The 26435-nt window shown below is 60.8% G+C and carries 28 protein-coding genes; 13 read left to right on the top strand and 15 right to left on the bottom strand.

The annotated features are described in order from the left end of the window. Nucleotides 1-38: 38 nt before the first annotated feature. Together FHT73_RS08965 and FHT73_RS08960 are read right to left on the bottom strand one after the other, a co-directional pair. Nucleotides 39-1574, bottom strand: coding sequence for an inorganic phosphate transporter (locus FHT73_RS08965; RefSeq protein WP_183711012.1), 1536 nt, complete (start codon nucleotides 1572-1574; stop codon nucleotides 39-41). A 96-nt stretch (nucleotides 1575-1670) separates the two neighbouring features. Further along, a complete protein-coding gene (locus FHT73_RS08960; RefSeq protein WP_112409936.1) occupies nucleotides 1671-2168 on the bottom strand; it encodes an NUDIX hydrolase in 498 nt (165 codons plus the stop codon). A 263-nt stretch (nucleotides 2169-2431) separates the two neighbouring features. Between FHT73_RS08960 and FHT73_RS08955 the strand changes: the two genes are divergently transcribed. Both FHT73_RS08955 and FHT73_RS08950 read left to right on the top strand, forming a co-directional pair. Further along, complete coding sequence (locus FHT73_RS08955) at nucleotides 2432-3340, top strand: LysR substrate-binding domain-containing protein (RefSeq protein ID WP_183711010.1); 909 nt, start codon at nucleotides 2432-2434, stop codon at nucleotides 3338-3340. A gap of 127 nt (nucleotides 3341-3467) precedes the next feature. After that, nucleotides 3468-4631, top strand: coding sequence for an adenosylhomocysteinase (locus FHT73_RS08950; protein ID WP_183711008.1), 1164 nt, complete (start codon nucleotides 3468-3470; stop codon nucleotides 4629-4631). Between the two features lie 3 nt (nucleotides 4632-4634). On the opposite strand, the gene FHT73_RS08945 is transcribed toward FHT73_RS08950, so the two are convergent. Then, entirely contained in the window at nucleotides 4635-5198 is a 564-nt protein-coding gene (locus tag FHT73_RS08945) for an O-acetyl-ADP-ribose deacetylase (RefSeq protein ID WP_112608325.1), read from the bottom strand. Between the two features lie 29 nt (nucleotides 5199-5227). Continuing rightward, the gene (locus FHT73_RS08940) at nucleotides 5228-6124 is read right to left on the bottom strand and encodes a LysR family transcriptional regulator (protein ID WP_112608211.1); all 897 of its coding nucleotides are present in this window, start codon (nucleotides 6122-6124) and stop codon (nucleotides 5228-5230) included. A gap of 121 nt (nucleotides 6125-6245) precedes the next feature. On the opposite strand from FHT73_RS08940, the gene FHT73_RS08935 reads away from it, so the two are divergent. From FHT73_RS08935 to glcF, 3 genes are all read left to right on the top strand, one after another. Further along, on the top strand, nucleotides 6246-7685 hold the full coding sequence (locus FHT73_RS08935) for an FAD-linked oxidase C-terminal domain-containing protein (protein ID WP_112608209.1): 1440 nt from the start codon (nucleotides 6246-6248) through the stop codon (nucleotides 7683-7685). Then, a complete protein-coding gene (locus FHT73_RS08930; RefSeq protein WP_112608207.1) occupies nucleotides 7682-8881 on the top strand; it encodes an FAD-binding protein in 1200 nt (399 codons plus the stop codon). The genes FHT73_RS08935 and FHT73_RS08930 overlap by 4 nt, the downstream gene beginning before the upstream one ends. Before the next feature lie 215 nt (nucleotides 8882-9096). After that, nucleotides 9097-10416 (top strand): glycolate oxidase subunit GlcF, encoded by a 1320-nt coding sequence (gene glcF, locus FHT73_RS08925; protein ID WP_112608205.1) that lies wholly within the window; start codon nucleotides 9097-9099, stop codon nucleotides 10414-10416. Between the two features lie 48 nt (nucleotides 10417-10464). Here the strand turns inward: glcF and FHT73_RS08920 are convergent, their stop codons facing one another. The 4 genes from FHT73_RS08920 to FHT73_RS08905 all read right to left on the bottom strand — a co-directional run bounded on the left by FHT73_RS08920 (nucleotide 10465) and on the right by FHT73_RS08905 (nucleotide 13562). Then, a complete protein-coding gene (locus FHT73_RS08920) occupies nucleotides 10465-10824 on the bottom strand; it encodes a hypothetical protein (RefSeq protein ID WP_246712047.1) in 360 nt (119 codons plus the stop codon). A 64-nt stretch (nucleotides 10825-10888) separates the two neighbouring features. Continuing rightward, the gene (locus FHT73_RS08915; protein WP_112608203.1) at nucleotides 10889-11560 is read right to left on the bottom strand and encodes a porin family protein; all 672 of its coding nucleotides are present in this window, start codon (nucleotides 11558-11560) and stop codon (nucleotides 10889-10891) included. A gap of 302 nt (nucleotides 11561-11862) precedes the next feature. Then, nucleotides 11863-12561, bottom strand: a complete 699-nt coding sequence (locus FHT73_RS08910; RefSeq protein WP_112335379.1) for a L,D-transpeptidase — start codon at nucleotides 12559-12561, stop codon at nucleotides 11863-11865. Between the two features lie 218 nt (nucleotides 12562-12779). Next, the gene (locus FHT73_RS08905) at nucleotides 12780-13562 is read right to left on the bottom strand and encodes a L,D-transpeptidase (RefSeq protein WP_112608201.1); all 783 of its coding nucleotides are present in this window, start codon (nucleotides 13560-13562) and stop codon (nucleotides 12780-12782) included. Nucleotides 13563-13863: 301 nt separating this feature from the next. On the opposite strand from FHT73_RS08905, the gene FHT73_RS08900 reads away from it, so the two are divergent. Then, nucleotides 13864-14493 (top strand): DNA-3-methyladenine glycosylase I, encoded by a 630-nt coding sequence (locus tag FHT73_RS08900; RefSeq protein ID WP_112608199.1) that lies wholly within the window; start codon nucleotides 13864-13866, stop codon nucleotides 14491-14493. Continuing rightward, nucleotides 14472-15017, top strand: coding sequence for a hypothetical protein (locus tag FHT73_RS08895; protein WP_183711006.1), 546 nt, complete (start codon nucleotides 14472-14474; stop codon nucleotides 15015-15017). Before FHT73_RS08900 ends, FHT73_RS08895 begins: the two co-directional genes overlap by 22 nt. Before the next feature lie 3 nt (nucleotides 15018-15020). On the opposite strand, the gene FHT73_RS08890 is transcribed toward FHT73_RS08895, so the two are convergent. Further along, on the bottom strand, nucleotides 15021-15725 hold the full coding sequence (locus tag FHT73_RS08890) for an HAD family hydrolase (RefSeq protein ID WP_112608195.1): 705 nt from the start codon (nucleotides 15723-15725) through the stop codon (nucleotides 15021-15023). Between the two features lie 304 nt (nucleotides 15726-16029). Here FHT73_RS08890 and FHT73_RS08885 point away from each other — a divergent pair, with 304 nt between their 5' ends. Then, complete coding sequence (locus FHT73_RS08885) at nucleotides 16030-17079, top strand: aldo/keto reductase (protein WP_183711004.1); 1050 nt, start codon at nucleotides 16030-16032, stop codon at nucleotides 17077-17079. 46 nt (nucleotides 17080-17125) lie between these two features. On the opposite strand, the gene FHT73_RS08880 is transcribed toward FHT73_RS08885, so the two are convergent. After that, the gene (locus FHT73_RS08880) at nucleotides 17126-18151 is read right to left on the bottom strand and encodes an NAD(P)-dependent alcohol dehydrogenase (protein WP_183711002.1); all 1026 of its coding nucleotides are present in this window, start codon (nucleotides 18149-18151) and stop codon (nucleotides 17126-17128) included. A 110-nt stretch (nucleotides 18152-18261) separates the two neighbouring features. Between FHT73_RS08880 and FHT73_RS08875 the strand changes: the two genes are divergently transcribed. Continuing rightward, nucleotides 18262-19161 (top strand): LysR family transcriptional regulator, encoded by a 900-nt coding sequence (locus FHT73_RS08875; protein WP_183711001.1) that lies wholly within the window; start codon nucleotides 18262-18264, stop codon nucleotides 19159-19161. A 52-nt stretch (nucleotides 19162-19213) separates the two neighbouring features. Here the strand turns inward: FHT73_RS08875 and FHT73_RS08870 are convergent, their stop codons facing one another. The 3 genes from FHT73_RS08870 to FHT73_RS08860 all read right to left on the bottom strand — a co-directional run bounded on the left by FHT73_RS08870 (nucleotide 19214) and on the right by FHT73_RS08860 (nucleotide 20626). Beyond that, a complete protein-coding gene (locus FHT73_RS08870; RefSeq protein ID WP_112608187.1) occupies nucleotides 19214-19582 on the bottom strand; it encodes a DUF305 domain-containing protein in 369 nt (122 codons plus the stop codon). Nucleotides 19583-19656: 74 nt separating this feature from the next. Further along, nucleotides 19657-20028 carry a hypothetical protein gene (locus FHT73_RS08865; RefSeq protein WP_112608321.1) on the bottom strand — a complete coding sequence of 124 codons (372 nt, stop codon included), beginning with the start codon at nucleotides 20026-20028 and terminating at the stop codon, nucleotides 19657-19659. Between the two features lie 70 nt (nucleotides 20029-20098). Further along, the gene (locus FHT73_RS08860) at nucleotides 20099-20626 is read right to left on the bottom strand and encodes a 2'-5' RNA ligase family protein (RefSeq protein ID WP_183710999.1); all 528 of its coding nucleotides are present in this window, start codon (nucleotides 20624-20626) and stop codon (nucleotides 20099-20101) included. Between the two features lie 125 nt (nucleotides 20627-20751). Between FHT73_RS08860 and hisS the strand changes: the two genes are divergently transcribed. Genes hisS through hisG form a run of 3 tightly spaced genes read left to right on the top strand, consistent with a single transcriptional unit; the run spans nucleotide 20752 to nucleotide 24079 of the window. After that, nucleotides 20752-22266: a histidine--tRNA ligase gene (gene hisS, locus FHT73_RS08855; RefSeq protein ID WP_112608183.1), complete on the top strand. Its 1515-nt coding sequence runs from the start codon at nucleotides 20752-20754 to the stop codon at nucleotides 22264-22266. Next, complete coding sequence (locus FHT73_RS08850; RefSeq protein ID WP_112608181.1) at nucleotides 22266-23384, top strand: ATP phosphoribosyltransferase regulatory subunit; 1119 nt, start codon at nucleotides 22266-22268, stop codon at nucleotides 23382-23384. The genes hisS and FHT73_RS08850 overlap by 1 nt, the downstream gene beginning before the upstream one ends. After that, on the top strand, nucleotides 23384-24079 hold the full coding sequence (gene hisG / locus FHT73_RS08845) for an ATP phosphoribosyltransferase (RefSeq protein ID WP_112608179.1): 696 nt from the start codon (nucleotides 23384-23386) through the stop codon (nucleotides 24077-24079). Before FHT73_RS08850 ends, hisG begins: the two co-directional genes overlap by 1 nt. Before the next feature lie 73 nt (nucleotides 24080-24152). Here the strand turns inward: hisG and FHT73_RS08840 are convergent, their stop codons facing one another. Further along, nucleotides 24153-24596, bottom strand: coding sequence for a DoxX family protein (locus FHT73_RS08840; protein WP_112608177.1), 444 nt, complete (start codon nucleotides 24594-24596; stop codon nucleotides 24153-24155). Between the two features lie 210 nt (nucleotides 24597-24806). Here FHT73_RS08840 and FHT73_RS08835 point away from each other — a divergent pair, with 210 nt between their 5' ends. Next, nucleotides 24807-25514 carry a glutathione binding-like protein gene (locus FHT73_RS08835; RefSeq protein WP_015338930.1) on the top strand — a complete coding sequence of 236 codons (708 nt, stop codon included), beginning with the start codon at nucleotides 24807-24809 and terminating at the stop codon, nucleotides 25512-25514. Nucleotides 25515-25571: 57 nt separating this feature from the next. Here FHT73_RS08835 and FHT73_RS08830 read toward each other — a convergent pair whose 3' ends face one another. Then, nucleotides 25572-26030 carry a hypothetical protein gene (locus FHT73_RS08830; protein ID WP_112335395.1) on the bottom strand — a complete coding sequence of 153 codons (459 nt, stop codon included), beginning with the start codon at nucleotides 26028-26030 and terminating at the stop codon, nucleotides 25572-25574. Nucleotides 26031-26435 lie beyond the last annotated feature (405 nt).

The following is a 26435-nucleotide window of genomic DNA, read 5'->3' as shown; positions in this document are numbered from 1 at the left end:
GATAGAGCGGTTCGAAGGCCGGTGGGAACCGAACCGCTCTAAATGAAGAGCGCGACCATAACCCAATAAACGACGGCGGCAAGCAGGGCTGCGACCGGCACGGTGATTGCCCAGGCGGCGATGATGGTCATGAAATGCGAGCGGCGCACGAGCCGGCGGCGATGAATCTCATCGGGATTGCGCTCATCGGTGGCTTCCGGCTCGCTCCAGGGTATGCCCGCCGCCTCGGCCTTTTTGCGCATATAGTCAAATCGCCGCTTGGAACGGACGGTTGACCACTCGCGAAAGAAGCCGACGCCAAAGACTGCGCCAACGGTAATGTGGGTCGAACTCACCGGGAAACCGAACCAGGCGGCCACGATGACGGTGAGGGCCGCGGACACGGCGACGCAGTAGGCCCGCATCGGATTGAGTTTGGTGATCTGCTCGCCGAGAAGACGAATAAGCCGCGGGCCGTAAAGCAGAACGCCGACGGAGATGCCGCAGCCGCCGATCATGACCACCCAGAAGGGAGCCTTTTGGGTCGTCGTTTCAGCGAAGACATTCAGCGAGCCGCCAAGTCCGATATCGCGGACGATCGCGGCCAGTGGCCCGATCGCGTTGGCGACGTCGTTGGCGCCATGCGCGAAGGACATCAGGGCTGCCGAACAGATCAGCGGCAGGCGGAAAAGCTTGCGCAGCGAGCTATTCTTGTTTTCGAGCCCGACCGATTGCGCCTTTACCAGCGGTCGCGCCCCGAGCCCGACGATGATGCCGACCGCGAGGCCGATCGTCAGATTGAGGATACTGGGTATCGCGCCTTTGGGTTCGAGCTGGACCACGAGATAGCCTGAGAAGGCACCGGCCATCAGCCCGATCAGGATGGGAATCCAGTATCTGGCGGCGGCGATCTTGTCGTCGCGATAGATGATGCAGGTCTCGATGAAATAGAGGATGCCGGCGGCGATGGCACCGCCGAGAAAGGGCGTTACAACCCAGCCTGCGGAAATGGCCGCCAGCGTGTTCCAGTTCACGAGCTCGGGGCCGACAGCGGCTGAACCTGCGCCGACAACGGCGCCGACGATCGTATGCGTGGTCGAAACGGGCGCTTTCAGCCAGGTGGCGAAATTGATCCATAGGGCTGCGGCGAGAAGTGCCGCCATCATCAGCCAGGCAAGCTTGCCGACACTGATGATGCGGTTGGTGTCGACGATATGGGTCGAGATCGTGTTGATGACCGGGCCGCCGGCGATCGTCGCGCCGAGAATCTCGAAGATCGCCGCCATGACGAGCGCCTGCGTCATGGTGATCGCGCGCGCACCGACGGCGGCGCCGACATTGTTTGCGACGTCCTTCGCGCCGATGTTCATGGCCATGTAGCCGGCAAGCGCCACCGCGGCAAAGATCAGTGTGGCCCCCGGTTGGTCGAGCACGTAGATACCGGCAAAGACCATGGCGAGGCCGAGAAAGATCAGGCCGATGCCCGGCGCCACCAGGCGCCTCGTGACGTGATGGGTCGCGTCCTCGACATAGGTGAATTTGTCGAGGTCCTTGTCGAGCGTCCTTTTTGCAGGCGTGGCCGGTCGGTCGGGCATTCAATTCCCTGGATCAAAACTCTCGTATTGCGCTGACCGATGAGGCGCGCAATATCTCCCGGGCACACTGGCACAGTTTTTTGTGACGAATGTGGCTTATTTCGCCTGGATCGCAGCGGAAGCTGCCGTCATTCGCTCGGCGAAGGCAAGAATGAGATCGTGCAGCTCCGGTTCGCGAACACGTTCGGCGGCTTCCTCGAAGGAGACCCACTCCATGGAGCGCTCGCCCTTTTCCTTGAAGTTCTTGACGAGTTCGCTGACTTCGAGGGCATAGACCTGCACCCGGCACGGCACCTGAATGCCGTCCTTCAGCAGCTTGTCGTAGCCGAACGAGCCGAGCGGCTCGGTTTCCACCACACCGCGCACACCTGCCTCTTCATAGGCTTCGCGGGCGGCAACCTCGTGGGAGAGCTTGCCCGGCATCGGCCATCCCTTGGGGATGACCCAACGACCGGTGTCGCGGCTGGTCAGCAACAGCATCTCAAATTGACCCGTCTTCTTCTTCACCCGATAGCAGAGCGCAGCATATTGCTGTCGCGGCGGACGCCGAAACATGAGTTGCACATCATTTGCTATACGGCTGAGAAAGGCCAATTGTCGGTTCACCTTTAGGAGTTGGAGTGACGGCTTGATTCTATATTATCACTTTGGGGAAAAATTTTGCGTTCCACAGAACGCTATATGGTATTTCCCCACATATTTATTGAGTGCTACGTAGATAAAAATACAAAGATTTGCCTTCTGATATTCGCCAACGCTTATGCTGAAAGCGACATTCCACAGCGTTTCCGTGCCGCAGATGGCGCAATTGCTTGGATGTGGCTGCTATCGTTTTGGAAAGAGAGAAAAAATTTATCATGTCCGGACGCATCCCGCCTCGACGCTTGCCGCCTTTGAACGCGCTGCGTGCCTTCGATGCGGTGGCGCGCTGCGGCAGCATTCTGAAGGCGGCTGATGAGCTTGGCGTCGTGCGCGGGGCTATCAGGCAGCAGCTGACCCTGCTGGAGGCACATTTTGGTGTGCCCCTGTTCGACCGGGAGAATGGCCGGCTGGTGCTGACAGCGAAGGGCCGGGCATTCGCCGATTCCGTTGGCGTCGCCTTTGGCATCCTGACGCGGGCCTCCGCCGAACTTTCCGTTGGCCAACGGCGGTCGATCCGGCTCGGCGTTCCCTCGGCCTTTGCCGTCTGGTGGCTGATGCCGCGTCTCGCGGCGCTTCAGGCGGCACTTCAGGATATCGATATCGACATCGTGCCGATGGCTACGGTCGAGCCGCTTGCCAAGCGCGCCGACCTGGAAGCGGTCATCATGGGCGGCGAATACCGGCCGATGCGCGATATCACGGCCATTCGTTTCATGGAGGATGAGTTCGGTCCCGTCACAACGCCAGATATCGCCGATCGCCTCGGGCTTGCCAGTGGGGTTTCGGCACTTGCCGGAGCCGTCGGCCTTGCCAGCCGTTCCGCCCCGAGCCTGTGGGAGGATTGGTTTGCCGAAAGCGGTCGCGCGCCCATCTCCTTTGCCGTCGATCGCGAATTCGAGGATCTGCTGCTTGCGATCGGCGCCGCCCGCTCGGGCCTCGGGGTCGCCATCGCCCCACGCACCGCCATTGGCGAGGATATCGATCGCGGTACTCTGGTCGCCCCCTTCGGCTTCATCCGTAGGCCGGCGGGCTACAGCCTCAGCATTCGCAGCGGCGACGTGAAGGACCCGGCACTGGTACGATTGGCGGATTGGCTAAGCGAGACAGGGGCCGAACCGGCTTAGCAAAACATCAAAACGAAGCGCATCGACATGGCAGATTTTCTGCCATACAGCGCATTGCAATGTCCATCGACACCTCCTTTGCGATCATGCCAGATCGCGGCATCGAACCAACCGGCAGGAGCGCATCATGGATCAGTCTTCTTCTCTTTCGCGTATCGACTGGGTGGCGCGCAGCTTTCGTCTGCTGGCGGCCACAGCAGCGGAATTTCGCAACACAAAACCCTTTGCCGGCTTCACCATCGGCACCGGCATTCACCTCGAGCCGAAGACGGTTGCGCTGCTGATGACGCTGCATGCCGGCGGCGCCGATCTCGTCTGCACCGGCAATCTCAACAGCACCCAGCCGGAAACGGTGGACTATCTGCGCGCTCAGGGCATCAAGGTCTTTGCGACGCAGACCCGCGACGCAGAGGAGCATGGTGCAAGCCTCGATGCGATCCTGGCGGAAAAGCCTGACCTCCTGCTCGACAATGGCGGCGATCTCTTCGCCCGCGCGGCGGACAGGCCCCATGCCAACCTGCTTGGCGGCACCGAGGAAACCACATCCGGCCGCACCCGCCTGATGTCGATGCGCGATAAGCTCAACATGCCGATCCTCGTCATCAACGATAGCCCGATCAAACAGTTCGCCGAAAACCGGCATGCCGTCGGGCAAAGTCTGTTCGAGAGCTATCTGCGCTTCACCAACCGTTCCACCAACGGTAAACGTGTGACCGTCTTCGGCTACGGCGCTTGTGGCAAGGGCACGGCGGCGTGCTTCCGCAACGCATTCGCCGCTGTTAGCGTCGTCGATATCGATCCGGTGACCACACTCGAAGCTCATCTCGATGGCTTCACAACGCCGCCGCGTGAATCAGCGATCCGCTCTGCCGATGTGCTGGTCACCGTGACGGGCTATCCGGACATTATCACGGTTGCCGATCTGCCCTTGATCAAGGACGGGGCGATCCTGATGAATGGCGGCCACTTTCCGCATGAGATCGATGTCGAAGGCTTCCGCAGCAGTCCCGATGTTGTCGGCGTCGATAGTTACGAATCTGAGCAGATCGAGACTGTTCGCATGCGAGACGGCCGAGCCTTCCACATTCTCGGCGGCGGCCACATGGCCAATCTGGCCGGTCCGCGTCCGCTGGGGAACACCGTCGAATCCATGGATCTCGGCTTCGCCCTGCAGGCGCGATGCCTGGAGCGGGTCGCCAAGGGCGGCCTCGGCAAGGAGGCCTGCGTCATCCCCGTTCCCACGGATATAGATGCCCTGGTCGCCTCCGCCTATCTCGATCTGGCGCGATAGGCATCAGGCTCCGGACAGCGCCTGCGGCAGCAATCTTTCGTAGAGTGCCGCCATCTCGTCGCCGAAGCAACAGAAGATGATTTCATCGAAGGCACCATCCTTGCTTTCGGCAAGGGTGGTGCGGATCGCAATCCTAGCCGCCTGCTCGGCGGGAAAGCGATAAACGCCGGTGGAGATGGCCGGGAAGGCGATGGTCTTCAGACCGTTTTGCCAGGCAAGGTTGAGGCTGTTGCGATAACAGCCGGCAAGCAGCTCATCTTCGCCACGGTTTCCGCCATTCCAGACGGGGCCGACCGTATGAATCACATGTTTTGCCGGCAGGCGGTATCCGCCTGTTATCTTTGCCTGCCCTGTCTTGCAGCCGTTCAGAGTCCGGCATTCCGCGAGGAGATCCGGCCCGGCGGCGCGATGGATCGCCCCGTCTACGCCACCGCCCCCGAGCAGGCTGCTATTGGCCGCATTGACGATGGCATCGACCGAAAGCCTGGTAATATCGCCAAGCATAACGGTGAGGCGCGTCTTCGAGTTGAGATCAAGATCGGAACGGATGCTCTCGGGCGCGGCCATGACGGTCTCCTCGATCCTCAAAAGGGTTCTCATCGCTCCCAATAGGGAACAGGCCCGTAAAGTTCCGCCAGAAAATCGATGAAGACGCGCACTTTTGCCGGCAGGAATTGTCGGCTGGGGTAAACGGCCGAAAGCGTGACGTTGTGCGAGCCCTCATAGGCCGGGAGCACCTGGACGAGGCGGCCGTCGCGCAGCTCCGGCCCGATATCCCAGGTGGAACGCAGCGCAATGCCAAGGCCGGCAATGACGGCTTCGCGTACGACCTCGCTGGAATTGGTGATGAGCCTGCCCTCCGGCCGAAAGATCAGGCTGCCTTTCGGCCCCTCCAACCGCCAGGGGTCGAGATTGTGCGCGGGCAGGCAGGTATGCCGGCGCAGATCGTCGATATCCTCGGGCATGCCATGGGCGCCGATATAGGCAGGGGAGGCGCAAAGCACGCGGCGCACCGGCGCCAGCCTGCGCGCGACAAGACTGGAATCCGTCAGCTCGGCAATGCGGATGGCAAGATCGAAACCGCCGCCGACGATATCGACGAATTCGTCACTGAGAACGAGGTTGAGCGCCAGTTCGGGATGGGCCTGCATGAAGGATTTCAGATGCGGCGCGATGTGGAGACGGCCGAAGGATGTCGGGGCGGAGATTTTCAGCGTGCCGTGCATCTGGGAGGAGCGCCCGGCAATGTAGGCTTCCGCCTCTTCCAGCCCGGCGAGGATGGCGAGCACGCGGTCGTAGAAGCCCTGGCCCGCTTCCGTCAGCGAAATCTGCCGTGTGGTGCGCTGCAGGAGCCGGGTGCCGAGCCTGTCTTCCAGGCGCTTGATGCGCTTGGAAATGACGGCCGGCGAAAAACCGAGAGCACGACCCGTCAGCGACATGCTGCCGGTCGCAACGACGCTGGCGAAGATTTCGAGATCTCCCAAATTGGTCATGCAGAATTATTTCCTGTTTTGGAATAAGTGCTTATCATTTGCTCCAAACTTGGGAAAGCGCTAAGCCTGTAATGCGCTAAATGAGGGCTGCGTTCGACATCGGATGCAGGAGGAGGACGGCATGGCCGAGGCCATTTCATTTCTGGAGCCGCGTGCGGATGTTCTGGCGCGCCGAGGTGCGATCGTCGCCGATTTGACCGATCTGCTAGCGCCGGAATGCCTAATCCACGAGCCGCGCGAACTCGTGCCCTTCGAAACCGATGCCTTCGTGTCCTATCGCCGCCTGCCGCTTGCCGTGGCCCTGCCACGCTCGACGGCGGAAGTTGCGGCCGTCATGAAATATTGCCATCGCTACGGCATTCCCGTCGTGCCGCGCGGCGCCGGCACGTCGCTTTCCGGCGGCGCGATACCGCAGGAGGATGCCGTCGTCCTCGGCCTCTCCAAGATGAACCGCATCCTCGATATCGATTATGCCAATCGCACGGCGACCGTGCAGGCGGGGGTGACGAACCTGCATGTCTCCGAAAGCGTCTCCGCCGACGGATTCTTTTACGCGCCTGACCCGAGCTCGCAGCTTGCCTGCACCATCGGCGGCAATATCGGCATGAATTCCGGCGGTGCGCACTGTCTGAAATACGGCGTCACGACCAACAATCTGCTCGGCGTCAAGCTTGTCCTGACTGATGGCACCGTCATCGATCTCGGCGGCAAGGCGCTAGATGCGGCGGGCTACGATCTGCTCGGTCTGGTCTGCGGCTCGGAAGGCCAGCTCGGCATCGTCACCGAGGCAACGGTACGGTTGCTCGCCAAGCCGGAGGGCGCCCGGCCGGTACTCTTCGGTTTCGACAGTTCCGAAGAGGCGGGCGCCTGCGTCGCCGACGTCATCGCTGCCGGCATCGTACCTGTCGCGATCGAATTCATGGACAAGCCGGCGATTGAGATCTGCGAGGCCTTCGCCAAGGCCGGTTATCCCCTTGATGTCGAGGCTCTGCTGATCGTCGAGGTCGAAGGCTCCGAGGCGGAAATGGACGATATGCTTGCGAGCATCGTCGCCATTGCCCGCACTCACAAGGTCAAAACGGTGCGCGAATGCCAGTCGGCAACGGAAGCGGCCTTAATCTGGAAGGGCCGGAAGTCGGCCTTCGGCGCCACCGGCCGCATTGCCGATTACATCTGCATGGACGGAACCGTGCCGCTGAGCCAGCTCTCTTATGTGCTGAAGAAGACGGGCGAGATCGTTGAGGGCTATGGTCTGCGCGTCGCCAATGTCTTCCATGCCGGCGACGGCAACATGCATCCGCTGATTCTCTTCAATGCCAACGACGCCGAAGATGCCGCCAAGGCGGAAGCGGCGGGCAACGATATCTTGCGGCTCTGCGTCGATGCCGGAGGTTGCCTCACCGGCGAGCACGGCGTCGGCATCGAGAAGCGCGACCTGATGCGCCACCAATATGCGGATGTCGATCTGGCGCAGATGATGTCGGTTCGTGCAGCCTTCGACCCCGGCTGGATACTTAACCCATCCAAGGTCTTCCCGCTCGACGGACGCAACGCCGCATGACCGAATTTCATCCGAGAACTGAGGAGGAAACGGCCTCCATCATCGGCGATCATGCCGCGCGTGGTGCGGCCCTAGCAATCGTCGGCGGCAATACGCGATCAGGCTTCGGCAATGCGGTTCCGTCCGAAGCGGTGCTGTCGTCGAGCGGCCTTGCCGGCATCGTCGCCTACAATCCGGGTGAGATGGTGATGACGGCCCGCGCCGGCACGCCGGCCGCCGAGATCGAGGCCGCTCTTGCCGAGGCCGGCCAGATGATGGCCTTCGAGCCGATGGATCACAGGCCGCTGATGGCAACCGAAGGTGAGCCAACGATCGGCGGCATTTTCGCAGCCAATGTCTCCGGGCCGCGCCGTTTCGTCAGCGGTGCGGCGCGCGATAGCCTGCTCGGCGTCCGTTTCGTTAACGGCAAGGGCGAGATCGTCAAGGCCGGCGGGCGGGTGATGAAGAACGTCACCGGTCTCGATCTCGTCAAGCTGATGGCCGGTTCGCACGGAACGCTCGGCCTTTTGACCGAAGTAACGTTCCGGGTGCCGCCCAAGCCGAAGACCGAGGAGACGATTGTCCTCTCCGGTCTCAACGATGCGGAGGCCGCCAATGCGATGGCCGCGGCCATGGCTCTGCCGCTCGAGGTATCGGGCGCCGCCCATTTGCCGCTGACCGTCTCCTGGTCTTTTCTCGACGGCAAGCTGCCGCAGGGGGAGGCGACTGTGCTGCGCGTCGAGGGTCTTCCGGGTTCCGTCTCGGTCCGGGGTGAAAAGCTTGCTGCCGCCATGGGCCGGCTCGGCTCGGTGAAGCGCCTTGAGGAGGATGACAGCCGCAGGCTCTGGCGCGAAATCCGCAATGTGAAGCCCTATGCCGATGGTACGACGCGTCCCGTTTGGCGTGTGTCCGTGGCACCCAGTATCGGCCACCAGCTCGTCGCAGCACTTCGCCTGGAAGAAGGCGTGGATGCCTATTATGATTGGCAGGGCGGGCTCGTCTGGATGCGCATGGAAGCCGGACCGGAAGGTGATGTGCTCAGGCGCTACATTCATGCCTTGGGCGGCGGACATGCCACCTTGATGCGCGCCACCCCTGCCCAACGTGCGACCACGCAGGCCTTCCAGCCGCAACCCGAAGCCGTGGCCCTGCTGTCTGCGCGCGTGAAGGAAAAATTCGATCCGGCCGGAATTTTCAATCCAGGGAAGATGGCGTGATGAAATCTGGTTCCTGTCGGCGATGGCCCCTCACCCTAACTCTCTCCCCGCAGGCGGGGCGAGGGGACGACCTCGTTTGCGGCGCCTTATCGGCTCGAGAGAGGTTGAGGAGTGACGGAGGATGCGCCAATCCCCTTCTCCCCGTCAAAACGCGGAGAAGGTGGCCGATAGGTCAGATGAGGGGCGTGGTCTTGCTCGAACGGGGACATGGGTAAATGCAAACCAATTTCACGCCCGAACAGCTTGCCGACCCGCATGTGGCCGAATCCGAGGCGATCCTGCGCAAATGCGTGCATTGCGGCTTCTGCACAGCCACCTGTCCTACCTATGTGACGCTTGGCAACGAACTCGACAGTCCGCGTGGACGCATTTACCTCATCAAGGACATGCTGGAAAACGGTCGGGCAGCCGATGCCGAGGTGGTGACGCATATCGACCGCTGCCTTTCCTGCCTTGCCTGCACCACGACCTGTCCGTCCGGTGTCGACTATATGCACCTGATCGACCATGCGCGTGTCCATGTCGAGAACACCTATAAGCGCCCGCTGATGGATCGGCTGACCCGCAATGTGCTGGCAGCCGTCTTGCCTTATCCCGGCCGTTTCCGGCTGGCCTTGCGGCTTGCGAATTTTGGCCGGCCGTTCAAGGGGCTGTTGAGACGCGTTCCGGCCTTAAAGGCTTTCGCCGCCATGCTCGATCTCGCGCCCCGCAGCATTCCCGCGCCGTCGCCTTTTGCAAAGCCTGCCCGCTACGAGCCGCAGGCGGAGCGGCGCGGTCGTGTGGCGATCCTGACGGGCTGCGCCCAGCCGGTGCTCGATCCCGAAATCAACGCAGCCACCATCCGCCTGCTGACGCGCCTCGGCGTTGAGGTCGTGGTGCCGGAAGGGGAGGTCTGCTGCGGCTCGCTGGTTCATCACATGGGCCGCGAGGAACAGGCGCTCGCAGCTGCCCGCGCCAACGTCGATGTGTGGCTGCGTGAGATCGAGGCCGGAGGGCTGGACGCCATCGTCATCACCGCGTCGGGCTGCGGCACGACGATCAAGGACTATGGGCATATGCTGCGCCTCGATCCGGCCTATGCGGAAAAGGCTGCGAGGATTTCAGCTCTCGCCAAGGACATTGCGGAATATCTCGCAAGCCTGGATCTCCCGTCGCATATGCCGCGCGGCATCGCGGTCGCCTATCATTCCGCCTGCTCCATGCAGCACGGGCAGAAGATCACCATGGCGCCGAAGCTCTTGCTGAAAGCCGCGGGCTTTACGGTGCGCGACCCGGCGGAAGGGCATCTGTGCTGTGGTTCGGCCGGCACCTACAACATCATGCAGCCGGAAATTTCGGCCGAGCTGAAGGCGCGCAAGGTCAGGAACATCGAGGCGACGAAAGCCGATATCATCGCGACGGGCAACATCGGCTGCATCACGCAGATCGCGACGGGAACGGGCATTCCCATCCTGCATACGGTGGAATTGCTGGATTGGGCCTATGGCGGCGAAATGCCTGTGAAACTGAAGAGCCTGCAGCCGGCCGCCGCTTAGAGCATTTCCGGGAAAAGTGTAGAGCGGTTTTCCGTCCGGAATTGCGTACTAATGCAGCTTGTTCGGCGCGGGCAGGCGATGAGCCTGCCATTCGACTTCGAACCGATCGGCGGCAATGCGCGTCATGCTGATGCGATCCTGCCCTTCCTCGAAGAAAATGCCATCCACCAGGCCGGTAATGCCATCGTAAAATGAGCCTTCGACGAGGCTGGTGATCTCCAGCATGTCACGTCCCACTGCAGTAAAATCGACAACCGACATGCATTGCCGGCGACCATCGGCAAACACATCGATCAGCCGCGGAACATCGCCGGCGATATCGACCTCATAATAAACGATGACCGGCTCCTCGTTTTCCGGATGGATCCAGTCGCAACGATAATAAGAGAAGCTCATGCGTTGGATCATAGCACAAGACCCTCCATGCCTGAACCGGTTTGAGGGATCGATTGCGACTTCAGCCTGAGGAACGTCAGAAGTTGAACGACACGCCGAAGTTGAGAGCGTGGGTGAAAACCTTGGTCTTCAGCGTGTCGCCGCTGTCGATCGAGACGTTGTTCACGAAGTTGTAGTTGCCCTTGTATTCGACGAAGGTCGACCAGTGCTTGGCGAATTGGTAGCTGACGCCCGCCTGCGCCTGCAGCGAAGCGCCGCCGAACTGGTAGTCGAAGGTCGTGCCCGACGAGCGGGTGACTTCGACATGCGGCACGTTGATGCCCGCGCCGAGGCCGACATAGGGTGTCCAGTTGCGGCTCGAATCCTGGAAGCGATAGAGCGCGTTCAGCGTTAGCATGTTCAGGCCATCGGTGAACTCGAAATGCGACCAGCCGGGCGTATTGCCGAGATCGCCATAGACCTTCGCATGGGTATAATCGAGCGACACGCCCCAGTTCGGCTTGTCGAACTGGTCAAGCCACCAGATGCCGCGGAAGCCGAAATAGGGCGGCATCTTGAAGGATTTTCCGGACCAGTTGGGGTCGAAATCAGCGCCGTCCGACGTGGTCACATTGCTGCCCGTCGCGCCCTGTATGCCGCCGTAAGCGGAAAACTGCATCTCAGCCGAGGCAGAGCTTGCGGCAAAGATGAATGCGGAAGTCGCAAGCGCGGCGAGGGCCGGCTGCTTGATGCGAAATGCACGATGCATATGAAATCCCCGGATGCCAAAGTGCTGCCATCTAAGCGTGCTTCCATGACACTTCTATTGCAGTCATGAGTGAACAGGCACGGCTTAGGCGGGAAAACTGACGGTAAACTGAAGGCGACGAGCCATTTTTCGGCGGGGCATCGTGATAAGTTTCAGGCTGTAACACCGGCGCAACAGTGTCTCCATCCGCGCCTGCACGCAATAAACTATTGCAAGCGATACGGGCGCCTTCCCCGGCGCGAATGATGTCATGCCAGGGAAGAGCGCCCGCTATGTTGGTGCCTGATTCGGGTTGGATTCTATCAGCCGCCGAACAGAGTCCTCAGCACATCGACGCCGCGATCCTGATAGCTGACTTCGCCCTGCTTGTTGCCGGGACCGACGACGATGACCTTAGTGCCGACGGGGACGCGATCATAGAGATCCATCACGTCCTTGTTCATCATGCGGATGCAGCCGGAGGACATGTTGAGGCCGATGCTCCAGGGCTGGTTGGTGCCATGGATGCGGAAGGCGGTGTCGTTGCCGTTGCGATAGAGATACATGGCGCGCGCGCCGAGCGGATTGTCCTCGCCACCTTCCTGGTAGGCCGGCAGTTTGTGGCCCTTCTTGGCTTCGCGAACGATCATTTCCGGCGGCGGCGTCCAGCCGGGCCATTCCGCCTTGCGGCCGACCTTGACGACGCCGGACCAGCCGAAACCATCGCGGCCGACGCCGATGCCATAGCGTCTTGCGCGATTATTGCCTTCGACGAGGTAGAGATACTTGTTGTTGGTGTCGACGATGACGGTGCCCGGCTCCTCGTTCGTCGCCAGCCGCACCATGCGCCGCTGGAACTGCGGCTTCACCTGGCCCTGCGGCTCCATTGCGACCCGGATCACGTCGGTGCGGGCGACCGGCGCCGTAATAGGTGTCGAAGCGGTGAAGGCTGCTGCGTTCGATGCTGCAAGAAGACACGCCGCGACGACACCTGCCGTCACGATCGACAATGCTGCTTTCATAATTCGCATTCCCCTCGTTGAATCCGGTAGGAAATTACCGGAACCAACGAAGGGATCAAGATCAAAATGACCAATGTTGGGTACGTTCAGGAAGAACTGCCCTCTTGTCTGTCGCCGATCGGACTATAGTCTGAACTATAGTGGAGGGTTTTCCCATGCGGCGAATACTGCCCCTCCAATGGAGTAGTATCGCCGCACAGGGCGGGACTTTTTCGAGATTACATGACGGTGACGCGGGTGCCGACCTTTACGCGGTTGTAGAGATCGATGACATCCTCGTTGCGAAGGCGGATGCAGCCGGAGGAGACGGCATTGCCGATGGTCCAGGGGGCGTTGGTGCCATGGATGCGATAGAGGGTGGAGCCGAGATACATGGCGCGTGCGCCGAGCGGATTGCCTTCCCCGCCTTCCATGTGCGCCGGCAGATAATGGCCCTTGGCGGCTTCGCGTGAGATCATTTCGGCCGGCGGCGTCCAATCCGGCCATTCCTGCTTGCGGGTCACAGTGTGGGCGCCGGCCCATTCGAAGCCCGGCTTGCCGACGCCGACGCCATAGCGCCGCGCCTTGCCGTCATCCATCACGAGATAAAGAAAGCGGTTATTGGTATCGATGATGATGCTACCGGGCTTTTCCTTGGTCTGGTAGTCGACGATCTGCGGCAGGAACTGCGGATCGATCTGGCCTCGGACTGCCGGATATTGCGGGCGGGCCATGGCGACCTGCTGCACAGCCGGGCGCGCAAATAGCCCGCGCGGCTGCACGACCTGACGCACCTGCGGATTGGCCGGCTGCTCCATTCTGGGATCGACTGCGCGCCGCGCCATTGGGCGGGGATAGACGACCGGCTGCACGTTGCCGCCACCGAGCTGCATCACCCAGGGGGCGGTCAGATCGGGACTGACGATGACAGGCGGGCGCGACTGATAGCGATCGTCGGCAAAGGCGGTGGAGGCAAGCAGGCTCAGGGCGCCGGCGGCACACAGAACGGCATGTTTCATCATCGGACAAACTCTCTACACATGGGCCGAAGATGGGCGCGAAGCACCCGGTCGAAACAATGGTGCCACTTGCACGCGAGCGAATGGTAAACATCTATTCATCAAAATGCCGCGAAGCCGATAAAGCTTTGTCAGGGTTACCGCCTGGTTTGGAAAGATGGTTTGCAAGTGGTAAATCATGAATCGGAATGCGCGGTCGTCGAAGTCAGTCTATGAATTTAAGCATTTGATTGATCTCAATTTATCCGATAGTGGCTTACCGGTTTCCGGTAGCGCGTGCTGAAATAGGGGACGAATCGCGAAAATGGCCGAAACGGGCATCATCACCGGCGAAGATGGCAAGGACCGCTGCTTCTGGCACGGCAATCTGCCGGAGTATCAGCGCTATCACGACGAGGAATGGGGTCGGCCCGTCGTCGACGACATCAGGCTGTTCGAGAAAATCTGCCTCGAAGGCTTCCAGTCGGGCCTCTCCTGGCTGACGATCCTGCGCAAGCGCGAGAATTTCCGCGCCGCTTTTGCCGGCTTCGATTTCGAGAAGGTCGCCAAGTTCGGAGATGCGGATATCGAGCGCTGTCTCGCCGATGCCGGCATCATCCGCCATCGCGGCAAGATCGTCTCCACCATCAACAATGCCAATCGCGCCATCGAGCTGCGCGACGAATTCGGTTCGCTCGCCCGCTATTTCTGGAGCCATGAGCCGACCGCTGCCGAGCGCCCGGAGATCTTCGACCTTGCCCATCTTCGCGCAAATCCGACGACGGCGGCTTCGATGCGGATTTCGAAGGATCTGAAGAAACGCGGCTGGACCTTTGTCGGCCCGACCACAGTTTATGCCTTCATGCAGGCCATGGGCCTGGTCAACGACCACATCGAAGGCTGCTATTGCCGGAAAGAGGTGGAGGCGATGCGTTGCGCATTGGTGCGGCCGTGAAAGCTGCGCTTCTCGGTCTTTCGCTGACGATGGTTGCGCTGTTGGGCGCCGCAGACGCCCATGCTCAAAGTGATACCCAGCAACAGCAGCTGCCGCAGCTCGATCGTGGCGAAAAGCTCGAGAAGATCGCCCTGCCGGCAGTCCTTGAGAGGTTGACGGGCTGGACGAAGTTCGGCAAGGGCAAGGTCTACATGCTGCCGCTGAAGAAAGGCCAGCATGTGCGGATCACTTTCAGCTCCAAGAGCAAGTACGCCTATATGGCGATCTTCGATCTCTCGTCGAGCGGGGATGAATCCTTCTTCGGCACGGATGAAGACGGCAATACCGCCGACGTGACCCTCAATGAGGATACGACCTGGCTGCTCAAGCCCTATTATTCGCGCGTCACGCGCCGGCGCGGTCTCGGCGCGCCATACGAGATCCTCATCGATCCCAATCCGCCGGCCGCGCAGCAGGCGCCGGCCGCGCAGCAGAAGGACCAGGGGCCGATGCTGTTTCCGCCGCGCTCGAAGCAGGGGCAGTAAGGATTACCGCAACGCTTCGATCACGCCATGCAGCTCGCCGAGATGGCCGATCTTGCGGAAACGCGGCGCTTTGGTCGGTTCCTCGACATGCTCGAACGACCATGTGAGCTCGTGCGGAACGAAGACGCCGTAACTGCCGGCGGCAAGCGCCGGCACGATGTCCGATTTCAGTGAGTTGCCGATCATCATCGCCCGTTCCGGCCCGTCCCCCACCTTGGAGAAGATGCGGCGATAGGTCGACGCGTTCTTGTCCGAGACGATCTCGACGGCATCGAAGAGATCGCCGAGCCCGGATTGCGCAAGCTTGCGCTCCTGATCGAAAAGGTCGCCCTTGGTGATCAGGACAAGCAGATATTTTCCCGAGAGGGCCTCCAACGTCTGACGCACATGCGGCAGTGTTTCGACGGGATGGGCGAGAAGATCGCGGCCGATATCGAGGATCTGGGCGATGACGGTCGATGGCACTTCGCCCTCGGTGATCTCGATGGCCGTCTCGATCATTGAGAGGGTAAAGCCTTTTATTCCGAAGCCGTAGTGACGAAGATTGCGCTTCTCCGCCTCCAACAGGCGTGCGGAGATGACGTCGCTTGGGGCGTGATCGGCAAGTAGCTCGGTAAATTGCAGTTCCGTCAGCCGGTAGAACTGTTCGTTCTGCCAGAGCGTGTCGTCGGCGTCGAAGCCAATTGTCGTTAGGGGGCGTTGCGTCATCGGGGGTGTCCGTTTTGCGCATCAAACAAAAACTGGAGTCTAATCCGCGTGCGCCCCGATGCAAGAGCATGCGTCGGTCACCGCATCGTGATCGGCCCGAGGTCTCGCGTTGAAAATGGTTTCGGGTGCATTATGTGCTTGTTGTCTCGATTGCCGCGGAGCTTGAGTCCGGCCTCGACGACCGTCTTATGACCTCCCCAGGGCAGCCCCGACTGCGGTTGTCGTGCCGAGGCCAATTCATAGCGAAATGATAGCGTTCACCGGCCGGAAGAGTCTTCCGGCTGACCACAAGGGAATTTCTCCTATGCGTTACAATCAACTGGGCAATACCGGCCTGTTCGTCTCCGAACTCTGCCTGGGCACGATGACCTTCGGCGAAGCCAATCCCAACACTCCCTGGGGCTCGATCGCCGATGTCGACCAGGCGCTGGCCGACAAGATCGTCGCAGGCTCGCTTGCTGCCGGCGTCAATTTCATCGACACCGCCGACGTCTATTCCTTCGGCAATTCCGAAAAGCTGCTCGGCCAGGCCCTGAAGAACCTCGGCGTTCCCCGCAAGGATGTCGTCATCGCCACCAAGGTCTATGGCGTCATGGGCGACAAGCCGAACGATCGTGGAGCCTCGCGTGGCCATATCATGGACTCCGTGCAGGCCAGCCTGGATCGTCTGCAGACCGATCATATCGATCTCTATCAGATACATGGAACGGATATCGTGACACCGATCGACGAGACGCTGCGGGCGCTGGATGATCTCGTTTCGCGCGGTCTGGTTCGCTATATCGGCGTTTCCAACTGGCAGGCATGGCGCATCGCCAAGGCGCTCGGCATTTCCGAACGCCGCGGCTTTGCCCGCTTCGAAACGGTGCAGGCTTATTATTCCATCGCAGGCCGCGATCTGGAACGCGAGATCGTGCCTGTCATGGCTGAGGAAAAGCTGGGGCTGATGGTCTGGTCGCCGCTGGCAGGTGGTCTGCTCTCGGGCAAGTATGGTCCGGGCGCTCCCGGCAATGGCGAGGGACGGCGTGCGAGCTTCGATTTCCCGCCCGTCGACAAGGACCGCGCCTGGGCTTGCGTCGCCGCCATGCGCGAAGTGGCGGAAAAGCACGGCTCCAGCGTCGCCACCGTGGCGCTTGCCTGGATCCTGGCGAAGCCTTTTGTCACCAGCATCATCATCGGCGCCAAGCGTCTCGATCAGCTCGACCAGAATCTTGCCGCCGTCAAGCTGAAGCTCGATGCCGACGATATGGCTAAGCTCGACGAAGTCAGCGCTCTTGCGCCCGAATATCCCGGCTGGATGCTCGCCCGCCAGAGCGCACAGCGCGTGCCGCAGCCCTTCGAGCCGAAGGGCTGATATCATAGGTCGGGCCGCCAGCTTTTCGCAGCGGCCCGACTCCACGTTAGAGCTCGATGACGATCTTGCCGAAGGGGCCGCGATCGAGATGATCGAAGGCGGCTGGCGCCTCGCCGAGGGCATAGCGATGGTCGATGACCGGCTTCAGGCCAATACTGTCGACGGCACGCACGAAATCTTCGAGCGAGCGGCGATGGCCGACGCTGATGCCTTGCACGGTGGGAGATTTCAACAGCAGCGGCGCCACCGGACCGGAGATGTCGAAGCCCTCAAGGACGCCGATGACGGAAATGCGGCCTTGCGGCGCCACCGCCTTCAGCGATTGGGCGAAATTCGGCCCGCCGGCTATTTCGAAAATATGATCGATGCCCCGATCGTTGGTGAGGCGATAGACCTCTTCCACCCAATCGCTTTTGTTGCGGTCGATGCCGTGATGAGCGCCCAAAGCCTTGGCCCGTTCGAGCTTTTCCTGTCCGGAGGAAGTCACGAACACCTCGGCGCCTTGTGCTGCGGCGATTTGCAGCCCGAACAGCGCAACGCCGCCCGTTCCCTGCACCAACACGCTATCGCCGGGCTTGATCTTGCCGCGCTCCACCAGCGCGAACCAGGCCGTGAGACCGGCACAAGGCAAGGTGCTTGCCTCGGCATAATCGAGGCTCTGGGGCGCCGAGACGAGCCAGTCCTCCGGCATGGCGACATATTCGGAGAGCACGCCGGGATAGAAGCCGCCCAGCGTCCTGTAGGGCGGTGTGCGGGCATCGCCGAGCGGCTTGCCGTCGATCCAGCCGGGATGGAAGGTCGACATGACCCGATCGCCCACGGAGAATCTGGTTACGTCGTCTCCCACCGCTTCGATCACGCCTGCCATATCGGAAGCCGGTACGAAGGGAAATTGGATCGGCAGGCCCATGCCGGTCTCGCGCACGAGCTTGTCGCGATAATTCAAAGAGACGGCCTTCACCCGCACGAGCACTTCGCCGGGCCCAGGCGAGGGAATTGTGGTTTCCGTAAGGTCTAACGGAGCGCCGACGGCGATTGTCTCGAGGGTCCAACGCTTCATGGTCTTTGTCATCATGATCTCCTGAGAGGAATTGAAAGCAATGGACGGAACATATCGTTGCTTTCTAGTCGCCAGTGGCGATATTATTTCCGCGTACTGGTTCCTCAAAGGAAGCAATCATCATGAATGATATGCTCAACGGCATTCCCGAATTCGTGGAGGCGGTCGAGGCCGGCGGCTTTTCGGCAGCGGCGGCGCGCATGAATCTCTCGCGCTCGGCGATCGGCAAGACGATCGCCAAACTGGAGCGGCGCTTGAATGTGCGCCTCTTCCACCGCACCACCCGCATGCAGAGCCTCACCGACGAAGGGCAAGCCTTTTACGAGCGCTGCCGCCGGGCGCTGGACGAGATACAGTCCGGCGAGGCTATGCTGGAATCGGGCAAGCGCGAAGTTACCGGACGTCTGCGCATCTCCATGCCGGTGCTCTTCGGTCGCCGCTGCGCTGCACCGCTGCTGCTGGAGCTGGCGCGTATCCACCCCAAGCTTGAACTCGACCTTTCCTTCAGCGATCGCGTGGTCGACCTCTTCGACGAAGGCTTCGATCTCGCCATTCGCAATGGCGTGTTGCGGGACGAAGCCGGCCTTGCTGCCCGCAAGATCGCCCTCCATCGCATGACGCTATGCGCCTCGCCGGATTATCTCGCCGCCAGAGCTACGCCGCAGACCATTGCCGATCTCGATAGCCACGATCTCGTCGTCTATGCGAGATCGGGGGAAGCCAAGAGATGGACCTTTCTGCAGGACGACGGTGCGGCCGTCGACTATTTTCCGCAGACGCGATTACGTCTGGATGACCTGGAGGTCATTGCGGATGCCGCCGCCGCCGGGATGGGCATTACGTGGCTGCCCTGCTGGCTGGTACGAAGCTATGTGCACGCAGGCAAGCTCATGCAGGTGCTCAATGTCTCCAGCCGGCCCGTCAACGTCTACGCCGTCTGGCCGCAGGTGCCGCAGCTTTCGCTGAAGATGCGCGTGGTCATCGATCTGCTCGCCGCGCGACTGCCTGCGGTCATGGGTTGAGAGCGTGGAAGAGAGAGACGGCACGAATGCCGCCTCCCATTTGCCAGATAATTTACTTGCCGTGCTTCTTTAGCCAGGCTTTCATTTCCTTGATCTCGGCTTCCTGCGCGGTGATGATGCCCTCCGCCATTTTGCGCAGTTCGGGATCCTTGCCGTATTTCAGCTCGATCTTGGCCATATCGATCGCGCCCTGATGATGCGGGATCATGCCTCGGACGAAATCTGCGTCCGCATCGCCGCTGTAGTGGATCATCATGTCCTTGTGCATCTTGCTCATGGCGTCGTTGAAAGCCTTGCTGGAAGCACCTTGGTTTTCCATCGGCTTGCTCATATCCATGCCCTTCATGTCGTCGGCAAAGGCAGGAGGGCTGATGGCAAGGACGAATGCGCCGGCAAGCATCAGCGATTTTGAGGTGGACATAGGTATTTTCTCCGTTTCCGAACGGTATCTGAAATTGAGCGAATAGCCGCTCGTCGATTGAATACAGATGATCGTCAGGCGAAACGGGGAGGGGGTGCTGTCGGCTGAGGCGGAGAACCGGCAAGACGCTGGCCGGGCGCCGGCACTGGATAGGAGAAGGCGTGTTTGCAGTCTTCGATTGTAAGGGTCGGTATCAAGGCAAGGCAGGCGGCGCAGGACGCCACATGCGCCATGCCGCCGGCACAAGGGTTTTCCGGCTTCGTTTGCTGGGGCTCGGCCATGTTGGCGTGGCCGACCATGCCAGGCATATCGGCCATGCCATCATGCATGCTCATGGTCGCCGGCTGGGACATGGCGGAAGCGCAGACAGGGCAATTCGCCAGCGCCGGCATGGCACCGTAAAGCAACCAGGCAACTAGCATTGTCAGGATCGCAAACACGCGCATGAACAGAAACCTAGCCGTGAAATCCGTGAAGGCAAGCGCGAATTGCATCCGCCGAGACACTGAAAGGCGATCAAGGCAGCAGTTTGACTTCCCTGATGATTTCGATCGGCGGAAAGCGGATGCAATCCACCACATCGAAGGTGAGCGTGAACTGGGCTGGCGTTGCGCCCGCCCATCTCAGCGCCTCCTCCCTCGCGCCTGTCGGGATCTTCATCGCAATGGTGCAATGCTGCTGCCAGCAATCCGGGCGGGAATGCTCGTGGCACAGGGCAGGGTCGATCTCGTCGTGAATGACGCGCTGTATCCGCCTGAGCACTCGATCGTCGGTGGGGCGTGCCCAAAGCACCAACATCTCGTTGGGAAAATGGCCGATCCCGGAGAATTCGACCGATATGGGTGGCACACCCACGAAAGCCTTCTGGGCCGCTGTGAAAAGTGAAGGCAGGGCGATATCCTGATAGACCGCGAAGGTCAGATGCGGCGGATAGTTCAGTGCTTGCATCGATGGCGCGCTTTCGAAGCGGCTCGCCTCCCGCCAAAGATCCAGAACCGGCGTGGCCGTTTCATCCGTGCATTTCAAGACGATCGCGTATGGCATGGTTCCTATGCCGCCTTCTCCGGCTTTTCTCGGTTTTGTCAGCCGCTAACATATAACAATCCTTGCCGCATTCGGCCCAATCCGCTAGTTAACCGCGACTGTTCCCATACCGGATTACCCTAGAGATGAGCGACAAACAAAAGAAACCGCAGAAGCTCAAGGCCCGCCTGCCGCGTGGCTTTGTCGATCGTTCGGCGAGCGATATTCGCGCCGTCAACGAGATGACCTCCAAGATCCGGGCCGTTTATGAGCATTATGGTTTCGATCCCATCGAAACGCCGCTGTTCGAATATACCGATGCGCTGGGCAAGTTCCTGCCAGACAGCGACCGGCCGAATGAAGGCGTGTTCTCGCTTCAGGACGACGATGAGCAGTGGATGTCGCTGCGTTACGATCTGACGGCGCCGCTCGCCCGTCACGTCGCCGAGAATTTCAACGAGATTCAGCTTCCCTACCGTACCTATCGCGCCGGCTACGTCTTCCGCAACGAGAAGCCGGGTCCGGGCCGCTTCCGCCAGTTCATGCAGTTCGACGCCGACACCGTCGGCGCGCCGGGCGTGCAGGCGGATGCCGAGATGTGCATGATGATGGCTGACACGCTGGAGGCCTTGGGCATAAAGCGTGGCGACTATGTGATCCGCGTCAACAACCGCAAGGTTCTCGACGGCGTGTTGGAAGCCATCGGCCTCGGCGGCGATGACAAGGCTGCCCAGCGCCTGAACGTGCTGCGCGCCATCGACAAGCTCGACAAGTTCGGCCCCGAAGGCGTGGCGCTGCTGCTTGGTCCCGGCCGCAAGGACGAGTCCGGCGACTTCACCAAGGGTGCTGGCCTCAACAGCGACCAGATCGAGAAGGTGCTCTTCTTCGTCGGCATCAAGGACTATGCCGAAAGTGCCGCCCAGCTTGCCGAGCTTGTCGCCGGCACATCCAAAGGCGGCGAAGGCGTCGAGGAATTGAATTTCATCGGCAGCCTCGTCACCAGCGCCGGTTATCAGGCCGATCGTATCAAGATCGATCCCTCCGTCGTGCGCGGCCTCGAATACTACACCGGCCCGGTCTATGAGGCCGAGCTGCTGTTCGACGTCACCAACGAGAAGGGCGAGAAGGTCGTCTTCGGTTCGGTCGGTGGCGGCGGCCGTTATGACGGGCTCGTCTCGCGCTTCATGGGTCAGCCGGTGCCGGCCACCGGCTTTTCCATCGGCGTGTCGCGCCTGATGACGGCGCTGAAGAACCTCGGCAAGCTTGGCACCGAAGAGGTGATCGAGCCCGTGCTCGTCACAGTCATGGACGGCGATGTCGAGGCCATGGGCCGCTATCAGCGCTTGACGCAACAGCTGCGTGCCGCGGGCATCCGCGCCGAGATGTTCCAGGGCAACTGGAAGAAGTTCGGTAACCAGCTGAAATATGCCGACCGTCGCGGCTGCCCGATCGCCATCATCCAGGGCGGCGATGAGCGCGCTCAGGGCGTCGTACAGCTCAAGGATCTGATCGAGGGCAAGCGTCTCTCCGGCGAGATCGAGGACAATGCCAGCTGGCGCGAGGCTCGCGTGGCGCAGGAAACTGCGCCGGAGGCCGAACTGGTCGAGAAGGTCAAGGCTATCTTGGCGGCGCAGGCAGAAGACCGGAAGAGGGCGGGCTGATGCCCCTGATCAACCTCCCGGATTTTGCCGGCGACCTGCTGGACGAATTCTCCGTTCGCGGAACGGAGAGGGTGGATACGCCCATCATCCAGCCGGCCGAACCCTTTCTCGATATGGCCGGCGAAGATCTTCGCCGGCGCATCTTCATGACCGAAAGCGACACCGGCGCCAGCCTTTGCCTGCGTCCGGAGTTCACCATTCCGGTCTGTCTGCAGCATATCGAAACCGCCACCGGCACGCCCAAGCGTTATTCCTATCTCGGCGAAATCTTTCGCCAACGCCGCGAAGGCGGTCACGAGTTCTATCAGGCCGGCATCGAAGATCTCGGCGATGGCGACACGGCCGGCGCTGACGCTCGCGCCATCGGCGATGCAATCGGTATCCTGAGCCGGCTAGTGCCCGGTAAGGCACTTTCGGTGACCTTGGGTGATCAGGCCGTATTCGAGGCCGTGGTGCAGGCGCTCGGCCTGCCGTCGGGCTGGCAGAAGCGGCTGATCCATGCCTTCGGCAACATGATGCAGCTCGAAACCCTGCTTCCGCGACTCGCAAGCCCGCAGCCGGTTACCGGGCTCGATGCGCACGTACTCGATTTCCTCAATCGCGGCGATGAGCAGGGGCTGATCAAGCACATCGACGCCACTATGCATGCGACCGGCTATTCCACCAATGCCAGCCGTTCGCCGCAGGAAATCGCCCGGCGCCTTCGCGAGAAGCTGGTCCTGTCCGAAACGCGGCTCGATGATGCGGCCTTCCGCGTGCTGGAGGAGTTTTTGTCCTTGAGCGTGCCGCTGGCAGATGCTTCCGCGGCGCTGGCAGGTTTTGCTGACGCTGCCGGGCTGAAGCTCGGGAGCGCATTGAAGAGCTTCGATGCCCGTGTGGCGGCGCTAGCCAAAGCCGGCGTCGACGCTTTGAAGATTGATTATCGCGCCGCCTTCGGTCGTCCGCTTGATTACTACACCGATCTCGTCTTCGAAGTGACGGTGGAGGGATCGAGCGCGGTGCTCGCCGGTGGTGGCCGCTTCGATCGGCTGATGACCCTGCTCGGGGCCAAGGGGCACATCCCGGCCGTCGGCTTCGCGCTCTGGCTCGACCGTATCGAAACCGCGAGGGCAGCCTGATGACAATCACGATAGCGCTTCCCTCCAAGGGCCGGATGAAGGACGATTGCGCCGCGATCTTCGAGCGTGCCGGAATGCCGATCGTCGCCGTCGGTAACGATCGCTCCTATCGCGGCCGTGTCGAAGGTTGGGACGGAGTCGAGATCGCCTTCCTGTCAGCCTCGGAAATCTCGCGAGAGATCGGCAATGGCAGCGTCGATTTCGGCATTACCGGCGAAGACCTCGTGCGTGAGGGCATGGCGGAAGTCGATCGCCGGGTCGAATTCTGCGCAAGGCTCGGTTTCGGTCACGCCGATGTCGTCGTCGCGGTGCCGGAAATCTGGCTCGACGTCGATACCATGGCCGATCTTGGCGATGTCGCCGCCGATTTCCGCACCCGCCATGGCCACCGGCTGACGGTCGCCACCAAATATTGGCGGCTGACGCAGCAGTTCTTCTCCAGCCAGCACGGCATCCAGCTCTACCGTATCGTCGAAAGCCTCGGTGCGACGGAGGGGGCACCCGCTGCCGGCTCGGCCGATATCATCGTCGACATCACCTCCACCGGTTCGACTCTGAGAGCGAACCATCTGAAGGTCCTGTCTGATGGCATCATCCTGCGCTCGGAGGCTTGTCTGGTGCGGGCACGCAAGGAAAGCCACGAGGGTGATCCGATGGTTCAGCGCATCATCTCGGCCGTTCGCAGCGCGCTCTGATTTCCCAAACATTTAACGTAGAAAGGCCCGCCGGAATTCCGGCGGGCCTTTTGTCTTGGGAGACAGGCAGCGCTTAGGCGGCTGCGTAGGCACCGCGGCGAGCGTCGACCGAGTAGACGCCTGCACCGTTGGTGGCGAGCATGATGTAGGCGCCGGCGAGCGTGATGTTCTTCAGGAAGTTCACGAAGTTCAGGCCGTTGATCCACCCATTGGCGGCAGCCGGGAAGTCCGGAACATTGACCGTCGGCAGGTGGAAGACGATGCCGGTGAAGACACAGAAGAGGGCGAGCAGCCAGCCGACGATGCGGACCTGGAAGCCGATTAGGACGCAGACGCCGGTGACGAATTCAAACGCGCCAGCAAGATAGGTGAGCAGCGTTGCGGCCGGCATACCGGCTCCGGCAATCATGCCCGCAGTACCGGCCGGATCGGTCAGCTTGCCGAAACCGGCAAAGATGAACATGAAGGCGAGCAGGATGCGCGCCACAAGAACGATGATGTTGTTGCTATTAGACATAAGGGGTCTCCAGTAAATGGGATCACGTGGCAGTTATTCTCTGGGGATGGATATTCGTGATTTTTGAGGAGTTGGAAAGATAAACAACTGCGCACAATTAGTTCACAATCATTGAACAATGATCCGTCGAGATAGCTCTTTCCATACAAGCCCCATCGGCTATTGTGGCGGCAAATCAGTTGTCAAATCATAGCCTTCAGGAGCAAGCCCATGGCCGATCTTTCATCCTTTCCGATCACGAAGCGCTGGCCCGCCAGCAATCCGGATATTATCCAGCTCTATTCGCTGCCGACACCGAACGGCGTAAAGGTCTCGATTGCGCTGGAGGAGCTTGGCCTGCCCTATGAGCCGCATCTGATTTCCTTCGGCACCAATGATCAGAAGTCGCCGGAGTTCGTTTCGCTGAACCCGAATGGCCGCATTCCGGCAATCATCGATCCCAATGGCCCCGACGGCAAACCGATCGGCCTGTTCGAATCCGGCGCGATCCTGGTCTATCTGGCGGAAAAGACCGGCAAGCTCATTCCGAGCGATGCTGCCAGGCGCTACGAGACCCTCGAATGGGTCTTCTTCCAGATGGCAGGCGTCGGTCCCATGTTCGGCCAGTTCGGTCATTTCTTCAAATTCGCCGCCGAGAAGGTCGCCAATAACTCCTATCCGGTCGAGCGTTATCGCGATGAGGCCAAGCGCCTCCTCGGCGTGTTGGAGAGCCGCCTGCAAGGACGCGAATGGATCATGGGCGATGAATACACCATCGCCGACATCACCACCTTTCCCTGGGTTCGCGGCGTCGACGTTTTCTATGGCGGCCGCGAGGTGCTGGAGTTCGAAAGCTTCCCCTCCGTCATGGCCTGGCTGGATCGCGCTCTGGCACGTCCGGCAAGCCAGCGCGGCCTCAGCATTCCCAAGCGGGATTGATCAGCTTGAACTCGGTAGCTGGTCGGGCGAACTTGGCCGACCATGGCCGATAGTGATTTACTGCCGGGTGGCGAGTTGGCTGCCCGGCTCCAGCTTGAAGCGCGGAAACAGAAAAACGCCGACCATACTGCCGGCATGTTGCTTATCCGCGGCAACGGACTCGCCGACACAGAAGACCGGCCGGCGATGACCACCTGCGCCGAGCGTGGTCGTCGAATAGCAGAAGCAGGAATTGGCCGTAGCCGCCTGCTCGAAAAGATCGAGGATACGGGCCCGATCCTGCAGATCATAGCAATGCATGAGGCTTAGCAGGCCGCATTCTGAAGAACTCAGCCCATGCAGCATTGTGCCCCACTGGCCAAGTTTGATGATGCCGCTTGAAAGATCGCCCGTCCATCCCTCGGAAACACAGAACTGAGCCAGAAGATCGGGGTAATGGCCCTCGAACTCCAATGAGCCCGGCGCAAACGGTGCGGAAAAATCGGCCTTGGCAATCTTGAACAAGATGATCCCCATTTGAGCGCCAGGTCCCCCCTTGCGCTTTATTCAAATTTCCCTGCGTCTTCCGGATTGAATGTCTTCCCGCATGCCGCATCAAAAGCAGAGCATTCGGCTCTGCTGCTTCCATTTTCCGTCATGCTTGGTCCGACTTGGCGATCCAAGCTATGAAGTCATTTCAAGTAAAAAATCCGCGCGCCCCTCAATCCTTAAGATCATAGCCACGTGCAGACGCCGATTAATCGTGCCGAATATAAGTAAAATTTGCGTGCATTGCAGCTAACCCTCTAAAATCGCTGCGCCGCGATTTATAAGAGCTTTTTCGAAAACGACAATGGGGCAATTTGCGTAAATTTGCGCTGCCGCAAAACTTGGCGGCTTTGGGTTGAAGTCGTAAGGCCTAAAACGAAAAGGGCGACCCGA

This window comes from Rhizobium sp. BK098 (assembly GCF_014193155.1).
In the GTDB taxonomy this organism is placed as follows: domain Bacteria; phylum Pseudomonadota; class Alphaproteobacteria; order Rhizobiales; family Rhizobiaceae; genus Rhizobium.
This window is presented reverse-complemented; position numbering and strand designations above follow the sequence as displayed.

Excerpts from the sequence above, each read along its gene's own strand:
- FHT73_RS08860 (WP_183710999.1), bottom strand. The coding sequence starts at position 20,626 with ATGCCATACGCGATCGTCTTGAAATGCACGGATGAAACGGCCACGCCG.
- FHT73_RS08870 (WP_112608187.1), bottom strand. The coding sequence starts at position 19,582 with ATGTCCACCTCAAAATCGCTGATGCTTGCCGGCGCATTCGTCCTTGCC.
- FHT73_RS08955 (WP_183711010.1), top strand. The coding sequence starts at position 2,432 with ATGTCCGGACGCATCCCGCCTCGACGCTTGCCGCCTTTGAACGCGCTG.
- FHT73_RS08915 (WP_112608203.1), bottom strand. The coding sequence starts at position 11,560 with ATGCATCGTGCATTTCGCATCAAGCAGCCGGCCCTCGCCGCGCTTGCG.
- FHT73_RS08945 (WP_112608325.1), bottom strand. The coding sequence starts at position 5,198 with ATGGCCGCGCCCGAGAGCATCCGTTCCGATCTTGATCTCAACTCGAAG.
- FHT73_RS08835 (WP_015338930.1), top strand. The coding sequence starts at position 24,807 with ATGGCCGATCTTTCATCCTTTCCGATCACGAAGCGCTGGCCCGCCAGC.
- FHT73_RS08890 (WP_112608195.1), bottom strand. The coding sequence starts at position 15,725 with ATGACGCAACGCCCCCTAACGACAATTGGCTTCGACGCCGACGACACG.
- FHT73_RS08830 (WP_112335395.1), bottom strand. The coding sequence starts at position 26,030 with ATGGGGATCATCTTGTTCAAGATTGCCAAGGCCGATTTTTCCGCACCG.
- FHT73_RS08900 (WP_112608199.1), top strand. The coding sequence starts at position 13,864 with ATGGCCGAAACGGGCATCATCACCGGCGAAGATGGCAAGGACCGCTGC.
- FHT73_RS08885 (WP_183711004.1), top strand. The coding sequence starts at position 16,030 with ATGCGTTACAATCAACTGGGCAATACCGGCCTGTTCGTCTCCGAACTC.
- FHT73_RS08850 (WP_112608181.1), top strand. The coding sequence starts at position 22,266 with ATGCCCCTGATCAACCTCCCGGATTTTGCCGGCGACCTGCTGGACGAA.
- FHT73_RS08865 (WP_112608321.1), bottom strand. The coding sequence starts at position 20,028 with ATGCGCGTGTTTGCGATCCTGACAATGCTAGTTGCCTGGTTGCTTTAC.
- FHT73_RS08920 (WP_246712047.1), bottom strand. The coding sequence starts at position 10,824 with ATGATCCAACGCATGAGCTTCTCTTATTATCGTTGCGACTGGATCCAT.
- FHT73_RS08875 (WP_183711001.1), top strand. The coding sequence starts at position 18,262 with ATGAATGATATGCTCAACGGCATTCCCGAATTCGTGGAGGCGGTCGAG.
- FHT73_RS08940 (WP_112608211.1), bottom strand. The coding sequence starts at position 6,124 with ATGACCAATTTGGGAGATCTCGAAATCTTCGCCAGCGTCGTTGCGACC.
- glcF (WP_112608205.1), top strand. The coding sequence starts at position 9,097 with ATGCAAACCAATTTCACGCCCGAACAGCTTGCCGACCCGCATGTGGCC.
- FHT73_RS08950 (WP_183711008.1), top strand. The coding sequence starts at position 3,468 with ATGGATCAGTCTTCTTCTCTTTCGCGTATCGACTGGGTGGCGCGCAGC.
- FHT73_RS08910 (WP_112335379.1), bottom strand. The coding sequence starts at position 12,561 with ATGAAAGCAGCATTGTCGATCGTGACGGCAGGTGTCGTCGCGGCGTGT.
- FHT73_RS08880 (WP_183711002.1), bottom strand. The coding sequence starts at position 18,151 with ATGACAAAGACCATGAAGCGTTGGACCCTCGAGACAATCGCCGTCGGC.
- FHT73_RS08840 (WP_112608177.1), bottom strand. The coding sequence starts at position 24,596 with ATGTCTAATAGCAACAACATCATCGTTCTTGTGGCGCGCATCCTGCTC.
- FHT73_RS08905 (WP_112608201.1), bottom strand. The coding sequence starts at position 13,562 with ATGATGAAACATGCCGTTCTGTGTGCCGCCGGCGCCCTGAGCCTGCTT.
- FHT73_RS08930 (WP_112608207.1), top strand. The coding sequence starts at position 7,682 with ATGACCGAATTTCATCCGAGAACTGAGGAGGAAACGGCCTCCATCATC.
- hisS (WP_112608183.1), top strand. The coding sequence starts at position 20,752 with ATGAGCGACAAACAAAAGAAACCGCAGAAGCTCAAGGCCCGCCTGCCG.
- FHT73_RS08935 (WP_112608209.1), top strand. The coding sequence starts at position 6,246 with ATGGCCGAGGCCATTTCATTTCTGGAGCCGCGTGCGGATGTTCTGGCG.
- FHT73_RS08965 (WP_183711012.1), bottom strand. The coding sequence starts at position 1,574 with ATGCCCGACCGACCGGCCACGCCTGCAAAAAGGACGCTCGACAAGGAC.
- hisG (WP_112608179.1), top strand. The coding sequence starts at position 23,384 with ATGACAATCACGATAGCGCTTCCCTCCAAGGGCCGGATGAAGGACGAT.